Origin of the sequence: Litorilinea aerophila, from assembly GCF_006569185.2 — a bacterium.
GTDB lineage: Bacteria > Chloroflexota > Anaerolineae > Caldilineales > Caldilineaceae > Litorilinea > Litorilinea aerophila.
Map to the genome: position 1 here is coordinate 120,807 of NZ_VIGC02000005.1, position 20,672 is coordinate 141,478.

A 20,672-nucleotide genomic window follows, 5' to 3' on the forward strand; every position below is an offset into this window, starting at 1 on the left:
TCCTCCTTTGCGGGTTTTGTGCCAGGGGCTGGCCAACGACCCACCCACTTGAGCACAGTGGGTGGAGGGTGCATGTTAGATCGGGGGCCACGGATAATTGCGCCGAAATGGCGACGGCTCAGGGAAGGTGCGGGTATGCAGGAGCAGGCGCAGACGTTCCAGCATGGCTGCCCGCTCCTCGTCGTTCAAAAGCTGACACAGGCTCTGGGCCAGGGGGGTGTTCATGTCGGTCAATTGGGCTTCCAGCCGCTGCAGGCCGGCCAGGAGTTCTTCTTCAATGGGCTGACCGCTGAATTCCCAGATCACGGTGCGCAGCTTGTATTCGCTGTGGAAGCAGACCCCATGGTCGATGGCCCAGAGGCGGCCATCGGTGCCGATGAGGCAGTGGCCACTTTTGCGGTCCGCGTTGTTGATGACAAAGTCGAAGAGGGCCAGCTGGCGCAGGGACTGGGCGTAACGGGCATCGGCCTGGACCGTGAAGTAGTGCTCGTTTTCGTCGTTGTCCACATAAAACTGGACACTGCCCAGCCCGCGCGTCCCCTCCCGCAGGACCGTGGGCGGGACCAGGCGCCAGCCCAGGCCATGGCTGACCAGGTAAGCGGCCGTCTCTCGCAGGCAGAGGCTGCCCCATTCAAAATCCCAGAGGGGGCTTTCCCCGCGGCGGGGTTTATAGACGGCCGGCAGGGTACACTGCTGGTGGGTCACGGTGACCAGAAAACTGTGGTTGGAGCTGTAGGGCAGCAGCCCCTGCTCTTCCATGCGGCCGGCGGTGAGGATCTCCAGGACCTCCGCCTCGTTCAGCTGGATGGGGTCTGGGCCCGAGTGGGGCCGGGCTCTGCGCTTGGCTGCCAAGTTGGTCGAATCCTCGTCAAACGTCGGACAAGGCCACCCGGAACGCTGTCTGCCTCCGGGGGCGACTCGTACACGCGGGCGTCGATGGTGGCGTCAACAGCGTTAAAAGATGATGGGCATGGCTTCCCCGTCGGAGCGGGGACAGAAGTGCCCTTCCCGGTCGATGGGCCGCCCACAGAGAGGACAGGTGGGACGCCCTTTCGCCACCACTTCCAGCGCGTGCTCGCTCAGGGCCCGCATCTGCTCCCGGGTGGCCACAAAACGGACAGCCGGCACTTCGTCGCTTTCGGGATCCAGGATGGTGCCACTTTCGGTGACGACCAGGGCCTTGGCAATGACCCAGATCATGTCTTCCTGCTCGTCGTAGCCGATGATCAGCTGACCGACCCGGAAGATGGGTTCCAGCGGCTGTTCTGGCTGCAGCACCTGGTGGTGTTTGGAGACCGGCGGGAGATCCGGATATTTCTCCTCCAGTTCTTCCAGGAGTTGCAGAATGCTGAGGGCCAGGTTCGCGACCTCTTGCTTTTCCAGCACCAGGCTGACGAGCTGAGAGCCCGCCCGCGCCTGCAGGAAGAAGGTGCGTTTGCCGGGTTCTCCAACGGCATCGGCGATGATATGTTGAACAGGGTTGAGGTCGTAGGCAAATTGGGCCATGGTTCTTCACGCTCACAAGGTGAACCGAATCATCCGATTCCTGGGCAGATTGACGCCAGACTGTACCAGTACACGATGGCGTAAATAAACCAGTGGTTTCTGGCGTGGTGCGTGCACTCGTTCACGAACTACACACCCCAAAATCCGTAGGCGTATTTACACCGTTTTTACACTGGGCTTTACACCCGTTACACTGGGCTTTGCACCAGGCGTTGCCCTGGTAAATCCCGGCAGAAATTCGCCTATGGTTTCCACCAGAGGTAACGCGCCCAGAGGGCACCCGGGATTTCTGCCGTGGTATTTACGCCAGACTGTACTAGGCGTTGGCGGCGGCATGTTCAGCCTCCTGGGTTGCCTCTTCGCTTTTGAACTCGAGCCGGGGCAGTTCGGCATGATAGTTGACGAAGAGCACCATGGGCCGAGCGCCGTGAAAGGCCAGGCCCGAGATGGAGGCCGTCCCAATGCCGATACGCTGGAAGAGATCCAGCGGCGTACCCATGTAGTGGGCCAGGGACGTTCGGATCACATCGCCGTGGCTGAAGACAGCCACCAGCTGGTTGGGGTGCCGTTCACGCATCCGTTCGATGGCCGTGACCGCCCGAAACTGGACTTCCCGCAGGCTTTCACCGCCGGGGAAGCGGAAGCTGCTGGGGTGGTGTTGCACCAGGGACCATTCCGGCGTCTGGGAGAGGGCTTTCAACTCACCGCCCTGCCAGTCGCCGTAGTCCACTTCCTGCACGGCCTCCTCAGTGATGACCGGCAGCCCCAAGGCCTCGGCCACCGGTTGGGCTGTTTCCAGGCATCGCTCCAGGGGGCTGGAGTAGATGGCGCTCACCGGCTGCCGGGAGAGGAGCTCGATGAGCTGTTGTACCTGTTGGCGCCCCCGCTCGTTGAGGTGGACGCCCGGCGTGCGCCCGGCCAGGCGATTGCTGCCCACCCAATCGTTCTCACCGTGTCGGATCAGAAGGATGTAAGTTGTCGGTTCACGCATCTTCCATGTCTCGCTGTGTTATAATGGCTTCATGTTTGGGCGTTGTCATCCAGGCCAGCATAACACGCCTGCTGTCCCATCGAAGTGGACCAACTTACCTTCTGACCCATAGGGTCCGCTTCACCCTAATTGCCGTCTACCCAACTACCGTCTACTGTCTACCGTCCTACTGTCTACCAATTTCGCTCGACCTGCTGTAACCTATCTACCTGACACAGTGTAGCACAGGGCCCTGTAAAACGCATTTTAGAAAAAAACGCTGAACTTGTCCATGGCAGAGGAGGATCCAGGCTTGTCTCGGAAGATTGCGAGGGCGTTTAGCGGCCGCTTCCCCTGGCGTGCCTGTGCCGGGCCGGGGTCGCCCCCGACGGGTGGGGGCGGATCTCCCAGGTGGCTGCACTTTTGGCTGGCGCTCTGCCTGCCCGTGATCCTGACGACGGCCCTGTTGCTGCTGGGGGCCTGTGTCCGGGTGGAGCGTGAGCCCCCGGATCCGCTGGCTCCCTACCGGCTGGCCATGCGAGAGGGGTTTGAGGCCGACCTGATGGCCCTGGAGAGTGCGCCCCGCTATGCCCTGGATATCACCCTGGATCCGGGCAAGGAAATTCTCACCGGCACCGCCCAGATTCGGGTCGTCAACTACAGCCAGGAGCCCTGGCGTTCCCTGGTCTTTCGCCTGTACCCCATGCTGGAGCAGTACGGCGGCCAGGTCACCCTCTTCAGCGTGCTGGTGGATGGCTTTCCGGCCAATTATGTCTACATGGCTGACAACACGGCCATCCGCATCGATCTGAAAACGCCCCTGCCGGGCGGTCGGGCCCTCACCGTTGACTTTGCCTGGCGGCTCAACATCCCTGTCTGGTCCGACACACCCCAGGTCTACGCCCTGCTGGGGCGCAGCCAGGGGATGACCAGCCTCCCCCTCTTTTACCCTTCCCTGGCCGTCTATCAGCCGGGGCCGGTGATGGGGGCCGGCCGCTGGTGGACTGAGATCGGCTCTGTGCGGGGGGATGCTGCCTTTAACGTGGCCTCCCTCTTTGTGGTGACGGCCACCCTGCCGGCCGATGAAATCCCGGTGGCCACCGGCAGCCTGATTACGGCCACCCAGGTCGCGCCGGACCGCCGCCAGTATGTCTGGGTCACCGGACCGGTGCGGGAGTTTGTGTTGCACATGAGCCCCCTGTTTCGCCAGGCGTCGGAAGAGGCCTACGGCGTCCAGGTGACCAGCTACTGGCTGCCGGGCCAGGAAGCCGCGGGCCGGGCCGCGCTGCAATATGGGGTAAGCGCGCTGCGCATCTACAGCGACCTCTTCGCGCCGTATCCGTTCCGCACCATGTCCCTGGCCCCGGCGCCCCTCACCTATCGGGGCATGGAGTATCCCCAGGTAAACCTGTTGGGGGTTGAACTCTATGGCCGCTATATCTCGGACCTGGAGATTCTGGTGGCCCATGAGGTGGCTCACCAGTGGTGGTACCAGATTGTCCACAACGATCCGGTCAATGCCCCCTGGCTGGACGAGGCCCTGGCGGAATATGCGGTGAAGCTCTACCTGGAGGAGCTGTACGGATCGACCCGGGCGAACCTGCTGCAACGCCAGCGGTGGCAGGCGCCGGTGGACCTCTTGGTAGAGCAGGGGCGTGACGCCCCACTGGATCGGCCGGTGGCCAGCTTCGATGACAACCGCCAGTACGAGACGGTCATCTACGCCAAAGGGGCCCTCCTCTACGACCAGATTCGCCAGACTGTGGGGGATCGGCGCTTCCGCCGCTTCCTGCGGGAGTACCTGGCGGACCACCGCTACGGCATCGTGGATACGGCCACGTGGCAGGATGCTCTCCAGGCCCTCCAAAATCCCTCGCTGGAGACCCTCACAGCCAACTGGGTCACCGGTCCGGGCACCCCACGCCCCACGCCCACGCCGGTTGGCCCGTTGACCGGCCGCCGCTGAACGTGGCGACAATGGGGAGCAGGCCGCCGCGGCCCAGCGCCTGGGTACGGACAGGGGTAAACCGGCGTAGGCCGGCCGCCTCAGAGGATTTTTTCCAGAAAGAGCTGAGTCCGCTTATGTTGGGGGTTGTGGAAGAAATGCTCCGGCGGCCCACTTTCCACGATCTCGCCGCCGTCCATGAAGACGATCCGGTCGGCTACTTCCCGGGCGAAGCCCATCTCATGGGTGACCACCAGCATGGTCATGCCGGAATAGGCCAGCTCCTTCATCACATCCAGCACCTCTTTAATCATCTCGGGATCCAGGGCAGAGGTGGGCTCGTCGAAGAGCATGATCTTGGGCTGCATGGCCAGGGCCCGGGCGATGGCCACCCGTTGCTGTTGCCCACCGGAGAGCTGGGCCGGATATTTGTTGGCCTGCTCGGGGATACCCACCCGCTCCAGGAGTTGCATGGCCATGGCTTCGGCCTCGGCTTTTTTGCGCTTGCGCACCTTGATGGGGGCCAGGGTGATGTTCTGGAGAACGGTCAGGTGGGGGAAGAGGTTGAACTGCTGGAAGACCATGCCCGTCTCCATGCGGATGGCCTCGATGTTGCGTACGTTGTCGGTGAGGGGGATGTTGTCCACGATGATTTCGCCGCTCTGGTGTTTTTCCAGGCGGTTGATGGTGCGAATTAAGGTGGACTTGCCGGAGCCCGACGGCCCGATGATGACCACCACCTCCTTGGGCTTGACCCGCAGGTTGATATTGCGCAGGGCCTGGAAATTGCCATACCACTTGCAGACGTCCCGCATGATAATGATGTCGCCGGTATCGCCATTCTGTTCAGTCACGGGTCGGGCCTCTCGTAAAAAACTGTGGTGTTGGTTTTACTTTGGGAGCCTTCCAAACTGGTGTCCACCCGGCTCGACGACAACGAAGATCTGGATTCACCCATCTTCGCTGTAACATACGTTCGAGCGCACGATGGACAAGGTTTTGGGTGAAGGAAAGAATACGGCTTACACTTGCGCTTCTCTTACCATGGATCCGGGGCCCTGTCAAACGTCGGCATGGGGAGCCAGATTGCCCCGTGCAGCTTCCGGGACAGGTGGTGGCCCCGTCCATGCCTTTTGGCTTTTTGCACCCTCTGCGCTATAATCCGCAATCATCCGGGCGGTCCTATCCGTATTTGGAGAGAACAGCATGTCTGCAGAGTTAGTCAATACCATCGCAACCATCGCCGGTATCATCGTGGCCGTCATGGGGGCGTTTCTGTTTGCGTTTTGGATTGCCATGGGGATCTGGACCTTCAACGACATCCGGTCCCGCAGCCACGACTGGCTGGCCATCCTCCTGGCCTGCGCCCTGGTCCTGGCCTTTCCGGTGGTGGGCCTGATCCTCTACCTGATGATCCGCCCCAAGGAGACCCTGGCTGAGGTGTACGACCGGGCCCTGGAAGAGGAAGCCCTGTTGCGGGAGATCGAGGAAACCCTCTCCTGCCACCACTGCGGCGTGCCCGTCAAGGACGAATGGGTCTACTGCCCCAACTGCCACAGCCAGCTCCAGCATTCCTGTACCAGTTGCGGCAGGCTGGTGCGCAACGAATGGGCCATCTGCGTCTACTGTGGCGAACGTCAGCCCGTGCCGGCAGCCCATGCCCTGCCCCGCTCGCCCATGCCCCAGGATGGTGGCTTCGTCCCCGAAGAAGTGGACGAACAGATGCACTATCGACCGGTGCGGGTGGCCAAGTAGTCGAGGACGACCCTGTGGAACCCTGGGCAATTTGCCCAGGGTTTTTCAGTTACCTTGGGGCCGGCCACCTGGAGCGACCAGAGCCGCCGGCTAGTACAGTCTGGCGTCAATACCACAGCAGAAATTCCGGGTACCCTCTGGGCGCGCTACCTCTGGTGGAATCTATCGGCGAATTTCTGCCGGGATTTACTCGCCCCATCCCCATTCTCATTCACCGAGGGGGAGAATTTCCGGACAAATCACCCGCAGCAGCTCCGGGATCGGGATCTCCAGCATGGTGCGGTCGTTGCCGCCGCCTCCGTAAACCAGCTCCCCGTGGCGCTCCGGCAGGGACATCACCCCTGCGTCCAGCAGGACAGGCAGGGCAGTCCGGTGGCCAAAGGGCGGAACACCACCGGCCGGATATCCCAGCACGTCCAGCACCACATCCGGCGGGGCCAGCTTCACCCGCTTGCGGCCCAGCTTCCACCGGGCAGCCAGGGCCCGCCGATCCACCCGCCGTTCGCCATGGCTGATCACCACCACGTACGGGGGCACTGCTTCGGCTGGGGTGTCTGTGGCCGGCGCTTCCAGCACGAAGAGCAGCGTCTTGATGATCTGATCTGGATGAACGCCCAGCACCTGGGCGGCCGCCGGCACGGTGGGCGTGTGGCCGATGTCCGGGAGCAGCCGCGCGGCGATGCCGTGGGCCTCGATGAAGTTTTGGAGATCCCGGGGCTCCAGCGGTGGCGGGGATGTTTCTTGCAACAGGCTCATCATCGTCATCCAATTTTCCCAGTATCCGACTTTTCAGCATTCAACTTTCCCAGGATTTGGAGGAGAAGGCAACCATGAAAGTCCTCTTTATCGGCGGCACGGGCAAGATCAGCTCCGCCTGCGCCCAGTTGGCCGTGGAACGGGGCATCGAGCTCTACTTCCTCAACCGGGGCCAGACCAGCGAACGGCCGGTTCCCGCCGGCGTTCAGGTGCTCCACGGCGACATTCGGGATATCCAATCGGCGCGGCAGGCCCTGGCCGGCCATACCTTCGACGTGGTCGTGAACTGGATTGCGTTCACGCCCGAGCACATCGAAACTGACCTGGCTCTGTTCGGCGGGCAGGTGGGCCAGTACATCTTTATCAGCTCCGCCTCCGCCTATCAGAAGCCCCTGAGCCAGCTCCCCATCACCGAGTCCACTCCCCTGGCCAACCCCTACTGGCTCTACTCTCGCAACAAGATCGCATGCGAGGAGCGGCTCATGCGGGCCTACCGGGAAGACGGATTCCCCTTCACCGTGGTGCGGCCATCCCACACCTATGACAAGACCATGCTGCCCTTCACCGGCGGTTACACCGTCATCGACCGCATGCGCAAAGGCAAAAAGGTGATCGTCCACGGCGACGGCACCTCCCTGTGGGTGATGACCCACCATCGGGATTTCGCCAAGGGGTTCGTGCCCCTGTTGGGCAATCCCCACGCCCTGGGGGAAACCTTCCATATCACGTCCGACGAACTGCTGACCTGGAACCAGATCTACGAAATCTGTGCCCGGGCGGCCGGTGTGGAACACCCCCAGCTGGTCCATGTGCCGTCGGAGCTGATCGCCGCCTACGACGCCAACTGGGGGGCCGGCCTGTTGGGAGACAAGGCCCACAGTGTCATCTTCGACAACAGCAAAATTAAGCGCATCGCGCCGGACTTTGCCTGCACCATTCCCTTCGCCCAGGGCGCACGGGAAATCCTGGCCTGGTACGACGCCGACCCGGCCCGCCAGGTGGTGGATCCTCGCCTGGATGCATTGATGGATCAGATCATCCAGGCCTATGAGCGGGCCTGGCCGGGCCAGGAGTAAGACATAACGGCGCAAATGGCAGGGGGAATACTTGTGTAGTGTGTGGTGTGTACCAATTTACGCACCACGCGCTACGCACCCCTTTCCCGGTCCGTCAGGGTCAGGGGCGTCTCATGGAGTCGTCGCCAGTGGCGTCGATAGTAGAGGAGCGGCGATTCCCCGTCCCTGGCCCCGCAGGCCACCACTTCGCCCACGAAGATGGTGTGATCCCCACCATCGTACGCGTGGCGCACCTCACAGTCCAGCCAGCCCAGGGCATCGGTGAGGATGGGGCTGCCCGTGGCAGCCGTGGAACATTCGATGCCCTGAAAGCGGTCTTCAATCTCCGGTATCATCCCCGCGAAGCGCATACCCCATTCCAGGTGTTCGGTCCCCAACAGGTTCACCGCAAAGGCACGGCTCTGCTGGATCACCTGGTGGGTGTACAGCCGCCTGGCCACACAGATCAACACCTGGGGCGGTTCCAGGCTGACACTGCTGAAAGAACTTGCCGTGATGCCCACCCGTTGCCCCTGATGGACAGCCGTCACCACTGTGACCCCGCTGGCCCAGTGGGACATGGTTTCTTTGAACGCATTTGGATCGATAGCCATCTCTATTCCTTGCGTGTGGTGCGTATGCGTGTGTTACATATGGATCGTGGATAGACGCCCGGGCGACAGCTTGTCCGCAGCCGGGGTCCGTTGCTCCGGGCCAGGCTGCCCAGACGTGGACTGCCGCCATTGTCGGGCCGCGGCAGTTCGCCCTGGATTATAGACCAGCCTCCCGGAATGATAAAGAAACGGCAGAATCCGCCCGCCCCTGCCACTGTACCCGCCTCGGCGCCATCTGTCCGAAAGGACGCCCACAAAGGGATGGGCAAATTCCTGCCGCCTTCGTCAAAATGGGGCGCGCCCCATTTTGACACGGCTACCAAATCCGGGCACAATCAAAAGGATTGGATTGTGAATTCTGGCACACGTGCCCGGGCTCAGGACACGTCCGTGGTCTGTGGGAGCGGGCACCACGAACCCTTCCGTCGTTTCACAGGAGATTGTAGGAGTAGACCTCATCATGAGACGTGCGTACATTCTTGCTGTGCTGGCTGGCCTGTTGTGGGCGCTGAGTGCTTGTGGCGGCCAGGTGGACGAATCTCTTTTGCCGACCCGAGTCCCCACCCTGGGTCCCGACTTCTTCGCGGTTACGCCCACCCAGCCCCCGACCCCGACGCCCCCGGCCGCTGCTGAGGCGGCCACCGCAGAGCCAACCGCTGCCGAAGCTCCGGCGGAGACCGGGACGGTGACCGCCACCGAGAGCCTGACTGCCACCGTCGAGGCCACCGTGGAAGCGCCGGCAGAAGCGGCTGAGACGCCTGTCCTGGCGGAGACCGGGACGGTGACCGCCACCGAGAGCTTAACCGCCACCGTCGAGGCTACCGTGGAAGCGCCAGCAGAAGCGGCTGAGACGCCTGTCCTGGCGGAGACCGGGACGGTGACCGCCACCGAGAGCCTGACTGCCACTGTCGAGGCCACCGTGGAAGCGCCGGCGGAAGCGGCTGAGACGCCTGTCCCGGCGGAGACCGGGACGGTGACCGCCACGGAGAGCCTGACCACCACCGTCGAGCCGACCGTGGCGCCGACGGTAGAGGGCGGCGAGACCCTCACCGCTACCCAGGAGATTACCGCCACTTCTCAGGTGACCTCGGCCGAGGAGGCAGCCACCCCCGAGGCCGCCGAAGCCGATCCCTATGCCGGGCTGCCCGAGGACCTGAAGGCGGCCATGGCGGATGCCGACCCGGCCCGGGGCCAGCAGCTCACCCTGCAGAACGGCTGCGTCGGCTGCCACTCCCTGGACCCCAACCAGCCCATGGCCGGTCCCACCTGGCACAACCTGGCCGAAACTGCCGCCACCCGGATGCCAGGCAAGACCGCAGCCTTCTACCTCTACGACAGCATCGTCAATCCCAATGACTACATCGTCGAGGGGTATCCGCCGAACCTGATGATCCAGACCTTTGCCGAAACCATCAGCACCCAGGATCTGGCCGATATCATCGCCTATCTGTTGACTTTGAAGGATCAGTAGCAGTCGCCCGCCGACCTGCCCGCCGCCCATGGCGGGGCCGACAACTCTGTTGGCCCTGCCATGGGCAGGCACAATCCCTTGTATCAACGGGTTTTGCTGGAACATTGGACCGTCTGATACAATGTCATCCAGGTCATCAAGGAATATCATATGCGAACCTGCCAGGAGTTGACCTGTTTATGAAAGCCAACCTCTACTTTGCCAACCAGAACGACCCGGTCGCCGTCCTGGACGAAGTCAAGATCGTCCGTATGAACGACAACCATACCGCCGCGCCGGTGCGCATCTACTACAAAACCCGGAAGCTCAACGCCCGCAGGACCATGGTGGAGCTGCACCGGGATCGCAAGTTGACCTTGAAGCTGGAGGATGGCCGCAGCTGCAGCGTGCTTCTCCAGCATAACAGCCTGGACACCGAAGGGCATACGGTGGGCGTGTTGCGGGTCCTGGACGAGCTGGCGGATTGAGCCGTCGGCTGGCCCAACCGACCACAGGCCCCATGGAGCGACAGGCAAACCGCGAAATTGACGGTGAAAAATTGACGGTGCAATTGGATGCCAGCCAGGCGTATCCATGACTGGCTGGCATTTTTGATCCGGATACGCTGAACATGACCGCTTCCCCAGCCCCTGCCATGAATCCGTTGCCGGACCCCGCGCCCAAGCGTCGGCGTAGCTGGTTCTGGCCGGGCTTTCTGGCCGGCTTTCTCCTGCTCAGCCTCCTGAGCTGCGGCGGCCTGGCCATGGCCATGGGCATCGATACCCTGGATCTGGCCGAACTCCAGGCCGGGCAGGCCGCCTGGACGCCGCCGGCAGTCACCCCCACACCCGTCCCTGCCGTCCAGGCAGACAGTACCCCGGGGATGGCCACGGGCGGCACCTTCCAGATCGGCGATCGGGTGCGGAACGTCACCACCAGCCGGGTCAACATCCGCCAGGTGCCCGGCTACCTGGGCAAGCCAGAGGGCGATATCCTGGCCCAGGCCATGCCCGGCGACGAGGTGGAAATCCTGGGCGGCCGCGCCGTGGCCGATGGCCTGGTCTGGTGGCGGGTGCGCTATGTCACCGGCGATGGCCGGGTCATCGACGGCTGGATGGCCGAAGCCACGGCCAGCGGCGTCCAGATCCTGGCCCCCTAGTGGAGCCCGGCAGAAAGTCGTCGAATTTCTGCCGGGGTACTTACTGTGATAGCCATGTCCGAACGCTTCGTACCTCGACCGGCCCAACAGCGCATCCTGGAATACACCGGCGGCCCCATGGGCATCAGCGCGGTGCCAGGCAGCGGCAAGACCTTTACCCTGAGCCTTCTGGCTGCCCAGTTGGTGGAGCGGCTGGCCCAGGCCGGTCGGCTCGACGAACGGGAGGTCCTGGTCGTCACCTTCACCAACAGCGCAGTGGAAAATTTCCGCAGCCGGATCGGCCGTTTTGTGCGGGAGGAGAAGGGGCTGCTGGCCGGCGTGGGCTATCGGGTGCGCACCCTCCACGGCCTGGCCCACGACATCGTCCGGGAGCGGCCGGCCCTGGTTGGCCTGAGTGAAGACTTCGACATCATCGATGAACGGACGGCCGCGGAGATCAAGCGGGATGCCGTGGTCGCCTACTTCCGCTCCCATCCCGACGCCTTCAGCTACCTGATCCTGCCCGACTACCTGCAGAACTTCCGCAGCATCGAGCGCTACCTGCTGGACGACGCCCTGGAGGTGGCCAACGCGGTGATCCGTACGGCCAAAGACCTCCGGGTGGAGCCCCACACCCTGCAGGCCGCCCTGCGGGCCCAGAGCGGCACCTGGCCCCTGCTGGAGTTCGGAGTGCGCATCTATGCCGACTACCAGCGCAGCCTGTCGGTGCGGGGCGCGGTGGACTTCGACGACCTCATCATCCTGGCCCTGCGCGCCCTGGATGCCGACCCCGACTACCTGGCCCGCCTGCAGGATCGCTGGCCCTACGTGCTGGAGGACGAAGCCCAGGACAGCAGTGTGCTGCAGGAGGAGATGTTGCGTCGCCTGACGGCCAGCCACGGCAACTGGGTGCGGGTGGGGGATCCCAACCAGGCCATCAACACCACCTTCACCAGCGCCGACACCCGCTTCCTGCGCCGGTTCATTCAACAGCATCCGGAACAGGCCCGAACCCTGCCCAACTCCGGTCGCAGCGCGTTGCCCATCATCGAGTTGGCCAACTGGCTCAGCCACTGGTCCCGCACCGCCCACCCGGTGCTGCCGCCGGACATGGCCCTGACCCCGCCGGACATCGAGCCCACGCCACCCGGGGACCCCCAGCCCAACCCGGAGCCCGGCAATCCGGCCATCCACATCTACGACCGGGATCTCACGCCGGACCAGGAGCTGGAAGTCATCGTCCGCAGCCTGAGCCGCTGGCTGCCAGATAACCCCGAGTGGACCGTGGCCGTGTTGGTGCCGGACAACAACCGGGGTTTCCAGATGGCCGCAGCCCTGGAAGCGGCCGGCCTCCCCTTTGACGACAGCCTCCTCCGGGCCGATGGGGCCACCCGGGCCGCGGCCCAGGCCCTGGCCACCGTGCTGGCCTACATCGCCCGGCCGGAAGCCGTGGCCCACCTGGAGAAAGTCTGGGGCGAAGTCTGGTGGCCCCGGCGGGGTGTGGTGTTGGCCACCCAGGCGGACGGGGAAGCTCCCGCCGAGGCGCTGGATGCACGGCCGGCTACACGGCTGGCTACGCGGTCGGCCCCCATGCCCGAGCCGGTGGAGACCTTCGGCCGGGCCCTGCGTCGGGTCCAGGAGCCGGAACAGCTGCTCTTCCCCGCCCAGACCGATTGGCTGGACACCCTGGGGTGGCTGGACGAATACCCGGGCTTCCGGGAAGTGGTGGAGGCGTTTCGGGCCGACCTGCGCCGCTGGACCTCCGCCATGATCTTGCCGGTGGATGAGCTGCTCCTGACCCTGGGCAACGACCTGTTCCACGAGCCTGCCGACCTGGCCCTGACCCATCGGCTGGCGGTGTTGTTGGCCAGGCTGGCCCAGGAGAACCCTGGCTGGCGCCTGCCCGAGCTGGCAGGCGAGCTGGAAGGCATCGCCCAGAACCGCCGCCGCATCCTGGGCTTCAACGAGGAGGGCGTTGGCTACGAAGCCCGGCCGGGTCAGGTGACCGTGGCCACCATGCATTCGGCCAAGGGGCTGGAGTGGGACCGGGTCTACCTGTTGTCGGTGAACAGCTACAGCTTCCCCAGCGGCGGGGACGAGGAGTCCTATCGGGGTGAGCGCTGGTACGTGCGGGACAACCTGAACCTGGTGGCCGAGGCGGTGGCCCAGCTGACCCAGCTCCACCGTGGCACATTGGACGAATATGTGCCTGGCGTGGCCAGCCGCCAGGCCCGCCTGGAGATTGCCGCCGAGCGTCTGCGCCTGCTCTATGTGGGGATCACCCGGGCCCGCCGGGAGTTGATCGTCACCTACAACACCGGCCGCAACCCAGAACGGAATCCCACCCAGCCGGCCCTGGCATTCCGGGCGCTGGCCGAGTTTATGGCCCATCAGGCGGCCCATTAGAGCTCCCTTCAGACCTGAGGAGACATGCAGCAGGCTAAAGCCAGATTGTTGACATGGTTGACCGCTGCCCAGCGGCAGAGCACCAGCCGGATTCCCAAGCCCCTGCGGCTTGCCATCCGCCGGTTGAGTGGTGGCGAGAGCTGGACGGCCCAGGTGGTGCGTGGCTGGCTGTGGCGTTACCGCTACTTCGTCCTGCTGGCTTTGGGTGCCAACCTGGCGGCGGCCGTCTTTGAAGGCAGCACCCTGGGTGTCCTGACCCTGGCGCTGGAGCTGTTGGCGGGCACCTTCCAGCCTGGGGAAAGTGCTGGCCAGAGCCTGTTCAGCGATCTCATCGCTGGTTGGCAACAACGTTGGGGGGTGGGCGGCGCCTTCTTCCTCCTGCTGGGCATTGCGGCAGCCATGCAGATCGCTCGCAGTGGGCTGGACTTCAGCGCCCAGGTGGCCAGCGCCTATCTGCGGGCCTGGCTGGAAGGGGAGCTGCGCCGACAGATCTTCCGTCAGTTTGTCTCCCTTCACTATCCAGCCATCAGCCGCTATCGCACCGGCGACCTGGTCAGCTACACGGAGCAGGTCGCCAACGTGGGGCGCCTGATTACCACCACCAACTATCTCCTGAGCCACCTCCTCATCGTGGTGGCCTACGCCGTCGTCCTGTTTTGGCTCTCCTGGCAGATGACCCTGGGGGCTCTGGTGGTATTGCTGCTACTTTCCATCGCGCTGCGGGGCATCATGGCCCGGGTCCGTCAGATCTCCCGACAACTGCTGGAAGCCAGCGTGCAGTTCAATACCCAGGTGGTGGAATTTCTCCAGGGGCTGCGCCTGATCCACTCCTTCGCCCGCCAGGAGCACGCCATCCGACAGGTGGACCAGATCGTGGATCGCAGCATTCGCGCCCAGCGCCGGGGCATGATTTGGGCAGCCAGCATCCTGCCTGTCATGCAGGTGCTGATGGTGCTGGGCGTGGTGATCTTCCTGGCCATCGGCTACCAGATGGTGCAGCGGGTGGGCGTGGGCATGGTGCCCCGGCTCATCACCTTTGTCTTTGTGCTCTATCGCCTGCTGCCCCGGGTGAGCGGGGTAAACAACGGCCTGGCCCAGATCAACGGCGAGTGGCCCTTTGTGGAGCGGGTGGCCGAGATTCTGCGCACCGACGACAAGGAGTACGTCCATTCGGGCGAGCTTCCGTTCCAGCGGCTGGAGGAGGGCATCCGCTTTGACGGGGTGACCCTGACCTACCCCGGCAGTACCCGGCCAGCCGTGCACAACCTTTCTTTTACCATTCCCCGGGGAAGCATGGTGGCCTTTGTGGGCACCTCGGGCGCGGGCAAGTCCACCCTGGTCAATCTGCTTCTGCGCCTGTATGACCCGGACACCGGGCACATCTGGGTGGACGGGAAGGACCTGAAGCGGTTGCGGCTGACCGACTGGCGGGAGCGGATTGGGGTGGTGGACCAGGATACTTTCGTGTTCAGCACCACCATTGCTGAAAACATCCGTTTTGGCCGCCTGGATGCCGACGATGGGGCGGTTCGGCGCGCGGCACAGATGGCCCAGGCCCATGAGTTCATTGCCCAACTTCCGGCCGGCTACGAGACCGAGGTGGGGGACCGGGGGTATCGCCTGTCCGGTGGGCAGCGGCAGCGCCTGGCCATTGCCCGGGCCGTGATCCGGGAGCCGGAGATCTTGATTTTCGATGAAGCCACCAGCGCGCTGGACAGTCGGTCCGAGCGGCTGATCCAGTCAGCCATGGGAGAACTACGCCAGGACCGGACCCTGGTCGTCATCGCCCACCGCCTTTCCACCGTGGTGGATGCCGACCAGATCTACGTCCTCCAGGACGGCCGCGTCGTGGAGCAGGGGACCCACCCGTCCTTGCTGGCGGCGGGTGGCCTGTATGCGTCGCTGTGGAGGATCCAGGCGGGTTCGGCGCCAGCGTACCCATGAAGGCGACGGCTGCCTTTTGGGAAACCGACATGCTTCGCCCACTGTTACGATGGCCCTATCATCAACTCCTGGCCCATCCGACCTGGATTCGTCGCTGGCTGGATGTGCGTCTGTTGTCCGAAGTGCTGGACCGCTATCCCCACTGGCCGTATGGCGGGGAGGAAGTCATCCATCTGGACGGCCGGGGCGTGGACCCGGAGATCCCGGCCCTGCTGCCCGGGGTGTTGGGCGCCCATCGGCTGGGCCAACCCTTTGTGGCATCCCTCTCCCAGGTGGAGCTGGTGGGGCCGTACGCGGTGGTTCGTCAGGCCGGAGGCTACATTGTGCCCGAGCTGAACCCCCTGGTGTTGGACCGGGTGGTGAAGGCCCACGTGGCGGTCCGTCCCCGCCGTGGACGGACCACCAGCCGTTACCCACTCCTGGCCTCCCTGGTCCAGCCGCCGTGGTGTGGCCGTCGCTGCGGCTACTTTCATTGGATCACCGACTGCCTGACCCGGCTGGAAGGGGTGGAACAGTACCAGAAAATCACAGGAGAACAGCCGCTGATCCTGTTACCGCCGTCTCCTGCGCCCTGGATGCAGGAGTCTCTGACTTACATGGGGATCGGCCGGGACCGCCAGGTGGCATGGAGCGGGGACATGGGGCAGGTGGAGACGCTGGTATTCCCCTCCCCCCGCACGCTGCCTGTCCAGCGGAAAAAGTTCAATCCCTACTCCGTGGCGGGGTATTGGTATGTCAAAGAGCGCATCCAGCAGGCGATAGCCCATCTGCCTTCTGATTTTACACCCGCGCCCCGGATCTACATCTCCCGGGGGGATGCCCAAGTGCGCCGGGTGCTCAACGAGGATGTCCTTTTGCGCCGGCTGGAAGCGTTCCATGTGGTCCCCTACCAGCTCTCCCGGCTGAGCTTTGCCGACCAGGTGCGCCTCTTTGCCCAGGCCGAGCTGGTCATTGCGCCCCATGGCGCCGGTCTGGTCAACATGATCTTCGGCCAGCGGCCGGCGATTCTGGAGATCTACACGTCGACCTTTGTGCCGGGGTATTTCATCATTGCCCAAAGCCTGGGCTTCCCGTATGCTGGCGTTCGTGGGGAGGATTGTGGCGGCCACCTGGTGGTGGATCCGGAGGCTGTGGCACGGCGGGTGGAGGGACTGCTGAGCATCCGGAAGCCGTGAACGAACCACCCGGGTGATGACAGGGACAGGACAAAGGAGCAAACAGCGAATATGGTTCGCCGACTCATGCAAATCCCCGCAGGTTGGCTTTGGTTACGTCTGGTGGTCGGCCTGTTCCGGACCAGGGATGCCTACGTTCGTCTGCGGCTGGTCCGGTACATTCGGGATGTTACCTGGTTCCTGCGAGATTTCCGGCGCTTTCGCGCCATGCCATCCCAGGCTTTTCAGTTGGATCGGGTGTTCCCCTGTCTCTCCGACCGGACGACGTTCACCCCGGTCGATCCCCTGTATTTTTACCAGGACTGCTGGTTTGCCCGAAAGATCTTTGAGTTGAAGCCGGCCCACCACTATGATGTGGGTAGCTCTGTTCGCTCCATAGGGTTGGTTTCCCAGTTCGTTCCCATCACCATGTTCGATATCCGCCCGATCCCGTTGAAATTGGATCAGCTGGAATTCCGGCAGGGAAGCATCCTGGATCTGCCCCTGGCCGATGATTCGGTGGCCTCCATCTCCTCCCTCTGCGTCCTCGAGCATATCGGCCTGGGACGTTACGGCGATCCCCTCGACCCGCAGGGCAGCGAAAAGGCCATTGCCGAGCTCAAGCGGGTGGTGAAGCCGGGGGGTGTGATCATGGTTTCGGTACCGGTGGACCGGGTAAACCGGGTCTACTTCAACGCGCACCGGGCTTTTACCCGGGACTATTTCCTGCAGCTTTTCCAGGGCTGCACTCTGCTGGAAGAAAAGTACATCTATGGCAGCGAAATGGTGGATTACTATGATCCAGGCCGCGGCTTTGGGACGGGCTTGTATCTGTTTCGTAAACAGGGAGATGTTTCACCCTTTGGACCACGTTAAAGCGGCCACGGTAGATCGGTTACGCCCATGATCCGCCTGCATCCCATTCCGGATGTTGCTTTCGATTGCCCGTACTGCCAGCTTCCGCTGACGGTCACCGGCTGGTACATGCCCGGCATGCGTACCCTGGCCACGCTCCGTTGCCCCCGCTGCTCTCGCGACTTCTACGGCGACCTGCCCGTGGGGCACGGTATCCGCCATGCCCGTCTGTTGGAGAAAGCGACCGGCCAAATCTATGGAGAGACCCCGGGGCACGACTGGCACGCCGGCTGGCTGCGCCGCTCCTATGCCCAGCGAACCCAAAACCCGCGTCCGATCCATGTGGAAACATTTCGGACGCCGCGGCGGGGCGTCCTGCTCAACTGCCTGGACACGGTGTATGGCCATGGGTTGCTGAAGCTGCTCAACGCCCAGTACTACCTGGACCACTGCCTCGACCTGGACCTGGTGGTCCTGATCCAGCCCATGTTCCGCTGGCTGGTGCCCGACGGCGTGGCCGCCATCTGGACGGTAGACCTGCCCCTCCGGGCCGGCATCGAATGGAACGACTGGCTGGCGGCGGAATTCAAAAAGCAGGTGGAGACATGGGACGAAGCGTATCTGAGCCGGGCCTTTTCCCATCCCCACCCCACCGACTTCCACATCCAGCGCTTCACCCGGGTGACGCCCTTTCCGCTGACAGAATGGGAAGAGCGCCTTCGCCGACCCACGGTGACCTACATCTGGCGGGAGGATCGCCTCTGGAGCCGGGAGCCCATCCAGCGTTTCCTGCGGCGTGCCCAGAATTTCCTGATCCGCCATGGGATCCTGGCCGGGCCGGCGCCGTGGACCTTTTGGGAGCAAAGCCGTGCCGTGACGGCGCTGGCCCGCAAGCTGCGGCAGCGTTTTCCGGAGCTGGATTTTGCCGTGGCCGGCGTGGGGCAGGCAGGCGGCCTGCCGGCCTGGATTCAGGACCTGCGGACCCGCCGGTTCGATGAGCCGCTGGAGCGGGCCCTGGTGGAGCGCTACGCGGCCAGCCACGTGGTGGTGGGCGTGCACGGATCCAACATGCTGCTGCCTTCGGCCCATGCCGGCGCCACCGTGGAGTTGATGCCCGAGAAGCGTTGGGGTAACATGTTGCAGGACCTGCTGGTCCGCCCGGATGACATGCGGGAGACCCTGTTTCACTATCGCATCCTGCCTGTGACGACTTCACCCGGCACCGTCAGCGACGTGATCGGCTCCATTTTGACCGACCGGCCGTCCATGCTCGCCCACATGGCGCGGGCCTCCTGTCAGCATCGCTGCATCCGGTCGCATGGGAATCGGGTTTAGATCCGGACCAATACCGCCTCAACACCGCCTATGCAAACACCCGTCATCTTCCTCATCTTCAATCGACCCGACACCACCGCGCAGGTCTTTGCGGAGATTGCCAAAGCCCGGCCCCGTCGGCTGCTGGTGGTGGCCGATGGCCCCCGGCCCCACCGACCCGACGACGTGGAGAAGTGCTCGGCGACGCGGGCGGTGATCGAACGGGTAGACTGGCCATGTGAGGTGAGCTGTGACTTTGCTGAGGAAAACCTGGGCGGCCGCAGGCGAATTTCAAGTGGTCTAACCTGGGCTTTTTCGCAGGTAGAGGCGGCCATTGTCCTGGAAGATGATTGCCTGCCTCACCCAACCTTCTTTCCTTTCTGTGAAGAACTGTTGAACCGCTATTGCCATGACGAGCGGATTATGGCCATCACCGGCGACAATTTCCAGTTCGGCCGATCTCGAACTAAGTATAGCTACTATTTTTCCCGTTATTTTCATTCGTGGGGATGGGCGACCTGGCGAAGAGCCTGGCAACACTACGACGATACACTCCATATGTGGCCGGAGGCTCGGGACAATAATCTTCTGGCGGGACTGCTGGAAGACCCAGAAACATTGCAGTTTTGGACTCGCATGTTTGAACGCCGGTACAGAAAAGAAGTGGACGACGGCTGGGATTATTGCTGGATCTTTTCGTGTTGGTTACAGAATGGCTTGACGATTACGCCAAACGTTAACTTGGTGTCGAATATCGGCTTTCGTCCTGACGCATCCCACACCGTCGATCCCTGGAATCCTCGAGCGAACTTACCAACGTTTCCTATGGAGTTTCCGCTGCAGCATCCCCCTTTCGTTGCCCGCCATGTGGAGGCAGATCGATATATTCAGAAGACAGTCTTCTCCAGACCTGGCCTTGGGGCGCGGGTCGTTAGGAAGCTCCGATGGATGGTGCGGCAGTATCTTCAGAACCAAGCTCCATGAAAGATATGGATTTGGCCGGTTTGAAATACCTGTCTAAGCTGCTTCTCCATCCCCGCCACCGCCGGCGGCCCGCGGCCTGGATGGAGCTCATTCGCCTCTGGCGGATGCCCCGTTACCGGCCTGCCTACACCCACCTGCTGGGCCCCCCCTTGCGGTTGATCGACGCGGCCTCCTTCCTGTCCGCCTACGACGCCATCTTCTGCCGGGAGATCTATCGGTTTGAGGCGCCGAGCGCCGAGCCGACCATTTTGGACTGCGGTGCGAACATTGGCCTGAGTGTGCTCTATTTTAAACAGCGTTATCCCCGGGCCCGCCTGATTGCGTTTGAACCGGATGCCATTGCCTTTGACGCCCTTTCAGAGAACGTGCGCAGCTTTGGCTTGCGAGATGTCGCACTCCACCCCAAAGCGGTCTGGCATACCGAGACCGAGCTGGCCTTCGTGTCCGATGGCGCCGATGCCGGTCGCCTGGCTCTCTATGCTGCTGAGCCCGGGGTGCAGTTAGTCCAAACAGTGGATCTGAACCCTTTCCTGGAGCGACCTGTGGATCTCCTTAAATTGGATGTGGAGGGCGCAGAGACGGAGATCCTGGTGCATTGCCGTGATGACCTGCAGAAGGTCCAACGCCTGTTTGTGGAGTATCATTCCTTGAGCGGACGACATCAAGAGCTTCACCGCCTGCTAACCGTTTTGGCCGAGGCCGGTTTTCGGGTCCAGATCCAGTCAGAGTCAGTGGCAACCCAACCCTTTGTACGGCCTAAAATTCAGGCTGGAATGGACCTCCAACTTAACATCTTTGCAACCCGGCCATCCACTGTGTAAAGCGC

General features: G+C 63.2%; 19 protein-coding genes. 13 read left to right on the forward strand and 6 right to left on the reverse strand.

The window, feature by feature from the left end:
- Positions 1-75 precede the first annotated feature (75 nt).
- From FKZ61_RS04995 to FKZ61_RS05005, 3 genes are all read right to left on the reverse strand, one after another.
- Positions 76-852, reverse strand: coding sequence for an SCO1664 family protein (locus tag FKZ61_RS04995; RefSeq protein WP_229964146.1), 777 nt, complete (start codon positions 850-852; stop codon positions 76-78).
- A gap of 102 nt (positions 853-954) precedes the next feature.
- Positions 955-1,506 carry a DUF3090 domain-containing protein gene (locus FKZ61_RS05000; RefSeq protein WP_141608977.1) on the reverse strand — a complete coding sequence of 184 codons (552 nt, stop codon included), beginning with the start codon at positions 1,504-1,506 and terminating at the stop codon, positions 955-957.
- A gap of 316 nt (positions 1,507-1,822) precedes the next feature.
- The gene (locus FKZ61_RS05005; protein ID WP_141608978.1) at positions 1,823-2,497 is read right to left on the reverse strand and encodes an MSMEG_4193 family putative phosphomutase; all 675 of its coding nucleotides are present in this window, start codon (positions 2,495-2,497) and stop codon (positions 1,823-1,825) included.
- A gap of 292 nt (positions 2,498-2,789) precedes the next feature.
- Here FKZ61_RS05005 and FKZ61_RS05010 point away from each other — a divergent pair, with 292 nt between their 5' ends.
- On the forward strand, positions 2,790-4,442 hold the full coding sequence (locus FKZ61_RS05010; protein WP_170199283.1) for a M1 family metallopeptidase: 1,653 nt from the start codon (positions 2,790-2,792) through the stop codon (positions 4,440-4,442).
- A gap of 80 nt (positions 4,443-4,522) precedes the next feature.
- Here FKZ61_RS05010 and FKZ61_RS05015 read toward each other — a convergent pair whose 3' ends face one another.
- Positions 4,523-5,236 carry an amino acid ABC transporter ATP-binding protein gene (locus FKZ61_RS05015; protein ID WP_170199310.1) on the reverse strand — a complete coding sequence of 238 codons (714 nt, stop codon included), beginning with the start codon at positions 5,234-5,236 and terminating at the stop codon, positions 4,523-4,525.
- A gap of 391 nt (positions 5,237-5,627) precedes the next feature.
- Between FKZ61_RS05015 and FKZ61_RS05020 the strand changes: the two genes are divergently transcribed.
- Complete coding sequence (locus FKZ61_RS05020; RefSeq protein ID WP_141608980.1) at positions 5,628-6,176, forward strand: zinc ribbon domain-containing protein; 549 nt, start codon at positions 5,628-5,630, stop codon at positions 6,174-6,176.
- A gap of 207 nt (positions 6,177-6,383) precedes the next feature.
- Here the strand turns inward: FKZ61_RS05020 and FKZ61_RS05025 are convergent, their stop codons facing one another.
- Positions 6,384-6,941 (reverse strand): aminoacyl-tRNA deacylase, encoded by a 558-nt coding sequence (locus FKZ61_RS05025; RefSeq protein ID WP_211358419.1) that lies wholly within the window; start codon positions 6,939-6,941, stop codon positions 6,384-6,386.
- Positions 6,942-7,006: 65 nt separating this feature from the next.
- Between FKZ61_RS05025 and FKZ61_RS05030 the strand changes: the two genes are divergently transcribed.
- On the forward strand, positions 7,007-8,008 hold the full coding sequence (locus tag FKZ61_RS05030; RefSeq protein WP_141608981.1) for an SDR family oxidoreductase: 1,002 nt from the start codon (positions 7,007-7,009) through the stop codon (positions 8,006-8,008).
- 71 nt (positions 8,009-8,079) lie between these two features.
- On the opposite strand, the gene FKZ61_RS05035 is transcribed toward FKZ61_RS05030, so the two are convergent.
- The gene (locus FKZ61_RS05035; protein WP_141608982.1) at positions 8,080-8,601 is read right to left on the reverse strand and encodes a flavin reductase family protein; all 522 of its coding nucleotides are present in this window, start codon (positions 8,599-8,601) and stop codon (positions 8,080-8,082) included.
- A 460-nt stretch (positions 8,602-9,061) separates the two neighbouring features.
- On the opposite strand from FKZ61_RS05035, the gene FKZ61_RS05040 reads away from it, so the two are divergent.
- The 10 genes from FKZ61_RS05040 (at position 9,062) to FKZ61_RS05085 (ending at position 20,667) form a co-directional block, all read left to right on the forward strand.
- Entirely contained in the window at positions 9,062-10,072 is a 1,011-nt protein-coding gene (locus FKZ61_RS05040) for a c-type cytochrome (protein WP_141608983.1), read from the forward strand.
- A 179-nt stretch (positions 10,073-10,251) separates the two neighbouring features.
- Positions 10,252-10,539 (forward strand): hypothetical protein, encoded by a 288-nt coding sequence (locus FKZ61_RS05045; RefSeq protein ID WP_141608984.1) that lies wholly within the window; start codon positions 10,252-10,254, stop codon positions 10,537-10,539.
- A 143-nt stretch (positions 10,540-10,682) separates the two neighbouring features.
- Positions 10,683-11,210: an SH3 domain-containing protein gene (locus tag FKZ61_RS05050; RefSeq protein ID WP_141608985.1), complete on the forward strand. Its 528-nt coding sequence runs from the start codon at positions 10,683-10,685 to the stop codon at positions 11,208-11,210.
- A gap of 54 nt (positions 11,211-11,264) precedes the next feature.
- The gene (locus FKZ61_RS05055; protein ID WP_141608986.1) at positions 11,265-13,595 is read left to right on the forward strand and encodes an ATP-dependent helicase; all 2,331 of its coding nucleotides are present in this window, start codon (positions 11,265-11,267) and stop codon (positions 13,593-13,595) included.
- Positions 13,596-13,640: 45 nt separating this feature from the next.
- Positions 13,641-15,539 carry an ABC transporter ATP-binding protein gene (locus FKZ61_RS05060; protein ID WP_229964147.1) on the forward strand — a complete coding sequence of 633 codons (1,899 nt, stop codon included), beginning with the start codon at positions 13,641-13,643 and terminating at the stop codon, positions 15,537-15,539.
- A 29-nt stretch (positions 15,540-15,568) separates the two neighbouring features.
- The gene (locus FKZ61_RS05065; protein WP_141608988.1) at positions 15,569-16,714 is read left to right on the forward strand and encodes a glycosyltransferase family 61 protein; all 1,146 of its coding nucleotides are present in this window, start codon (positions 15,569-15,571) and stop codon (positions 16,712-16,714) included.
- Between the two features lie 51 nt (positions 16,715-16,765).
- Positions 16,766-17,569, forward strand: coding sequence for a DUF268 domain-containing protein (locus tag FKZ61_RS05070; RefSeq protein WP_141608989.1), 804 nt, complete (start codon positions 16,766-16,768; stop codon positions 17,567-17,569).
- Between the two features lie 27 nt (positions 17,570-17,596).
- Positions 17,597-18,883: a hypothetical protein gene (locus FKZ61_RS05075; RefSeq protein WP_141608990.1), complete on the forward strand. Its 1,287-nt coding sequence runs from the start codon at positions 17,597-17,599 to the stop codon at positions 18,881-18,883.
- 30 nt (positions 18,884-18,913) lie between these two features.
- Entirely contained in the window at positions 18,914-19,846 is a 933-nt protein-coding gene (locus FKZ61_RS05080; protein ID WP_141608991.1) for a glycosyltransferase family protein, read from the forward strand.
- 20 nt (positions 19,847-19,866) lie between these two features.
- Positions 19,867-20,667, forward strand: a complete 801-nt coding sequence (locus tag FKZ61_RS05085) for an FkbM family methyltransferase (RefSeq protein ID WP_170199285.1) — start codon at positions 19,867-19,869, stop codon at positions 20,665-20,667.
- The last annotated feature ends 5 nt before the right edge of the window (positions 20,668-20,672 follow it).

Coding starts and splice junctions, on each gene's coding strand:
- FKZ61_RS05000 (WP_141608977.1), bottom strand. CDS start 1,506: ATGGCCCAATTTGCCTACGACCTCAACCCTGTTCAACATATCATCGCC.
- FKZ61_RS05005 (WP_141608978.1), bottom strand. CDS start 2,497: ATGCGTGAACCGACAACTTACATCCTTCTGATCCGACACGGTGAGAAC.
- FKZ61_RS05015 (WP_170199310.1), bottom strand. CDS start 5,236: ATGCGGGACGTCTGCAAGTGGTATGGCAATTTCCAGGCCCTGCGCAAT.
- FKZ61_RS05020 (WP_141608980.1), top strand. CDS start 5,628: ATGTCTGCAGAGTTAGTCAATACCATCGCAACCATCGCCGGTATCATC.
- FKZ61_RS05025 (WP_211358419.1), bottom strand. CDS start 6,941: ATGACGATGATGAGCCTGTTGCAAGAAACATCCCCGCCACCGCTGGAG.
- FKZ61_RS05030 (WP_141608981.1), top strand. CDS start 7,007: ATGAAAGTCCTCTTTATCGGCGGCACGGGCAAGATCAGCTCCGCCTGC.
- FKZ61_RS05035 (WP_141608982.1), bottom strand. CDS start 8,601: ATGGCTATCGATCCAAATGCGTTCAAAGAAACCATGTCCCACTGGGCC.
- FKZ61_RS05040 (WP_141608983.1), top strand. CDS start 9,062: ATGAGACGTGCGTACATTCTTGCTGTGCTGGCTGGCCTGTTGTGGGCG.
- FKZ61_RS05045 (WP_141608984.1), top strand. CDS start 10,252: ATGAAAGCCAACCTCTACTTTGCCAACCAGAACGACCCGGTCGCCGTC.
- FKZ61_RS05050 (WP_141608985.1), top strand. CDS start 10,683: ATGACCGCTTCCCCAGCCCCTGCCATGAATCCGTTGCCGGACCCCGCG.
- FKZ61_RS05055 (WP_141608986.1), top strand. CDS start 11,265: ATGTCCGAACGCTTCGTACCTCGACCGGCCCAACAGCGCATCCTGGAA.
- FKZ61_RS05065 (WP_141608988.1), top strand. CDS start 15,569: ATGCTTCGCCCACTGTTACGATGGCCCTATCATCAACTCCTGGCCCAT.
- FKZ61_RS05070 (WP_141608989.1), top strand. CDS start 16,766: ATGGTTCGCCGACTCATGCAAATCCCCGCAGGTTGGCTTTGGTTACGT.
- FKZ61_RS05075 (WP_141608990.1), top strand. CDS start 17,597: ATGATCCGCCTGCATCCCATTCCGGATGTTGCTTTCGATTGCCCGTAC.
- FKZ61_RS05080 (WP_141608991.1), top strand. CDS start 18,914: ATGCAAACACCCGTCATCTTCCTCATCTTCAATCGACCCGACACCACC.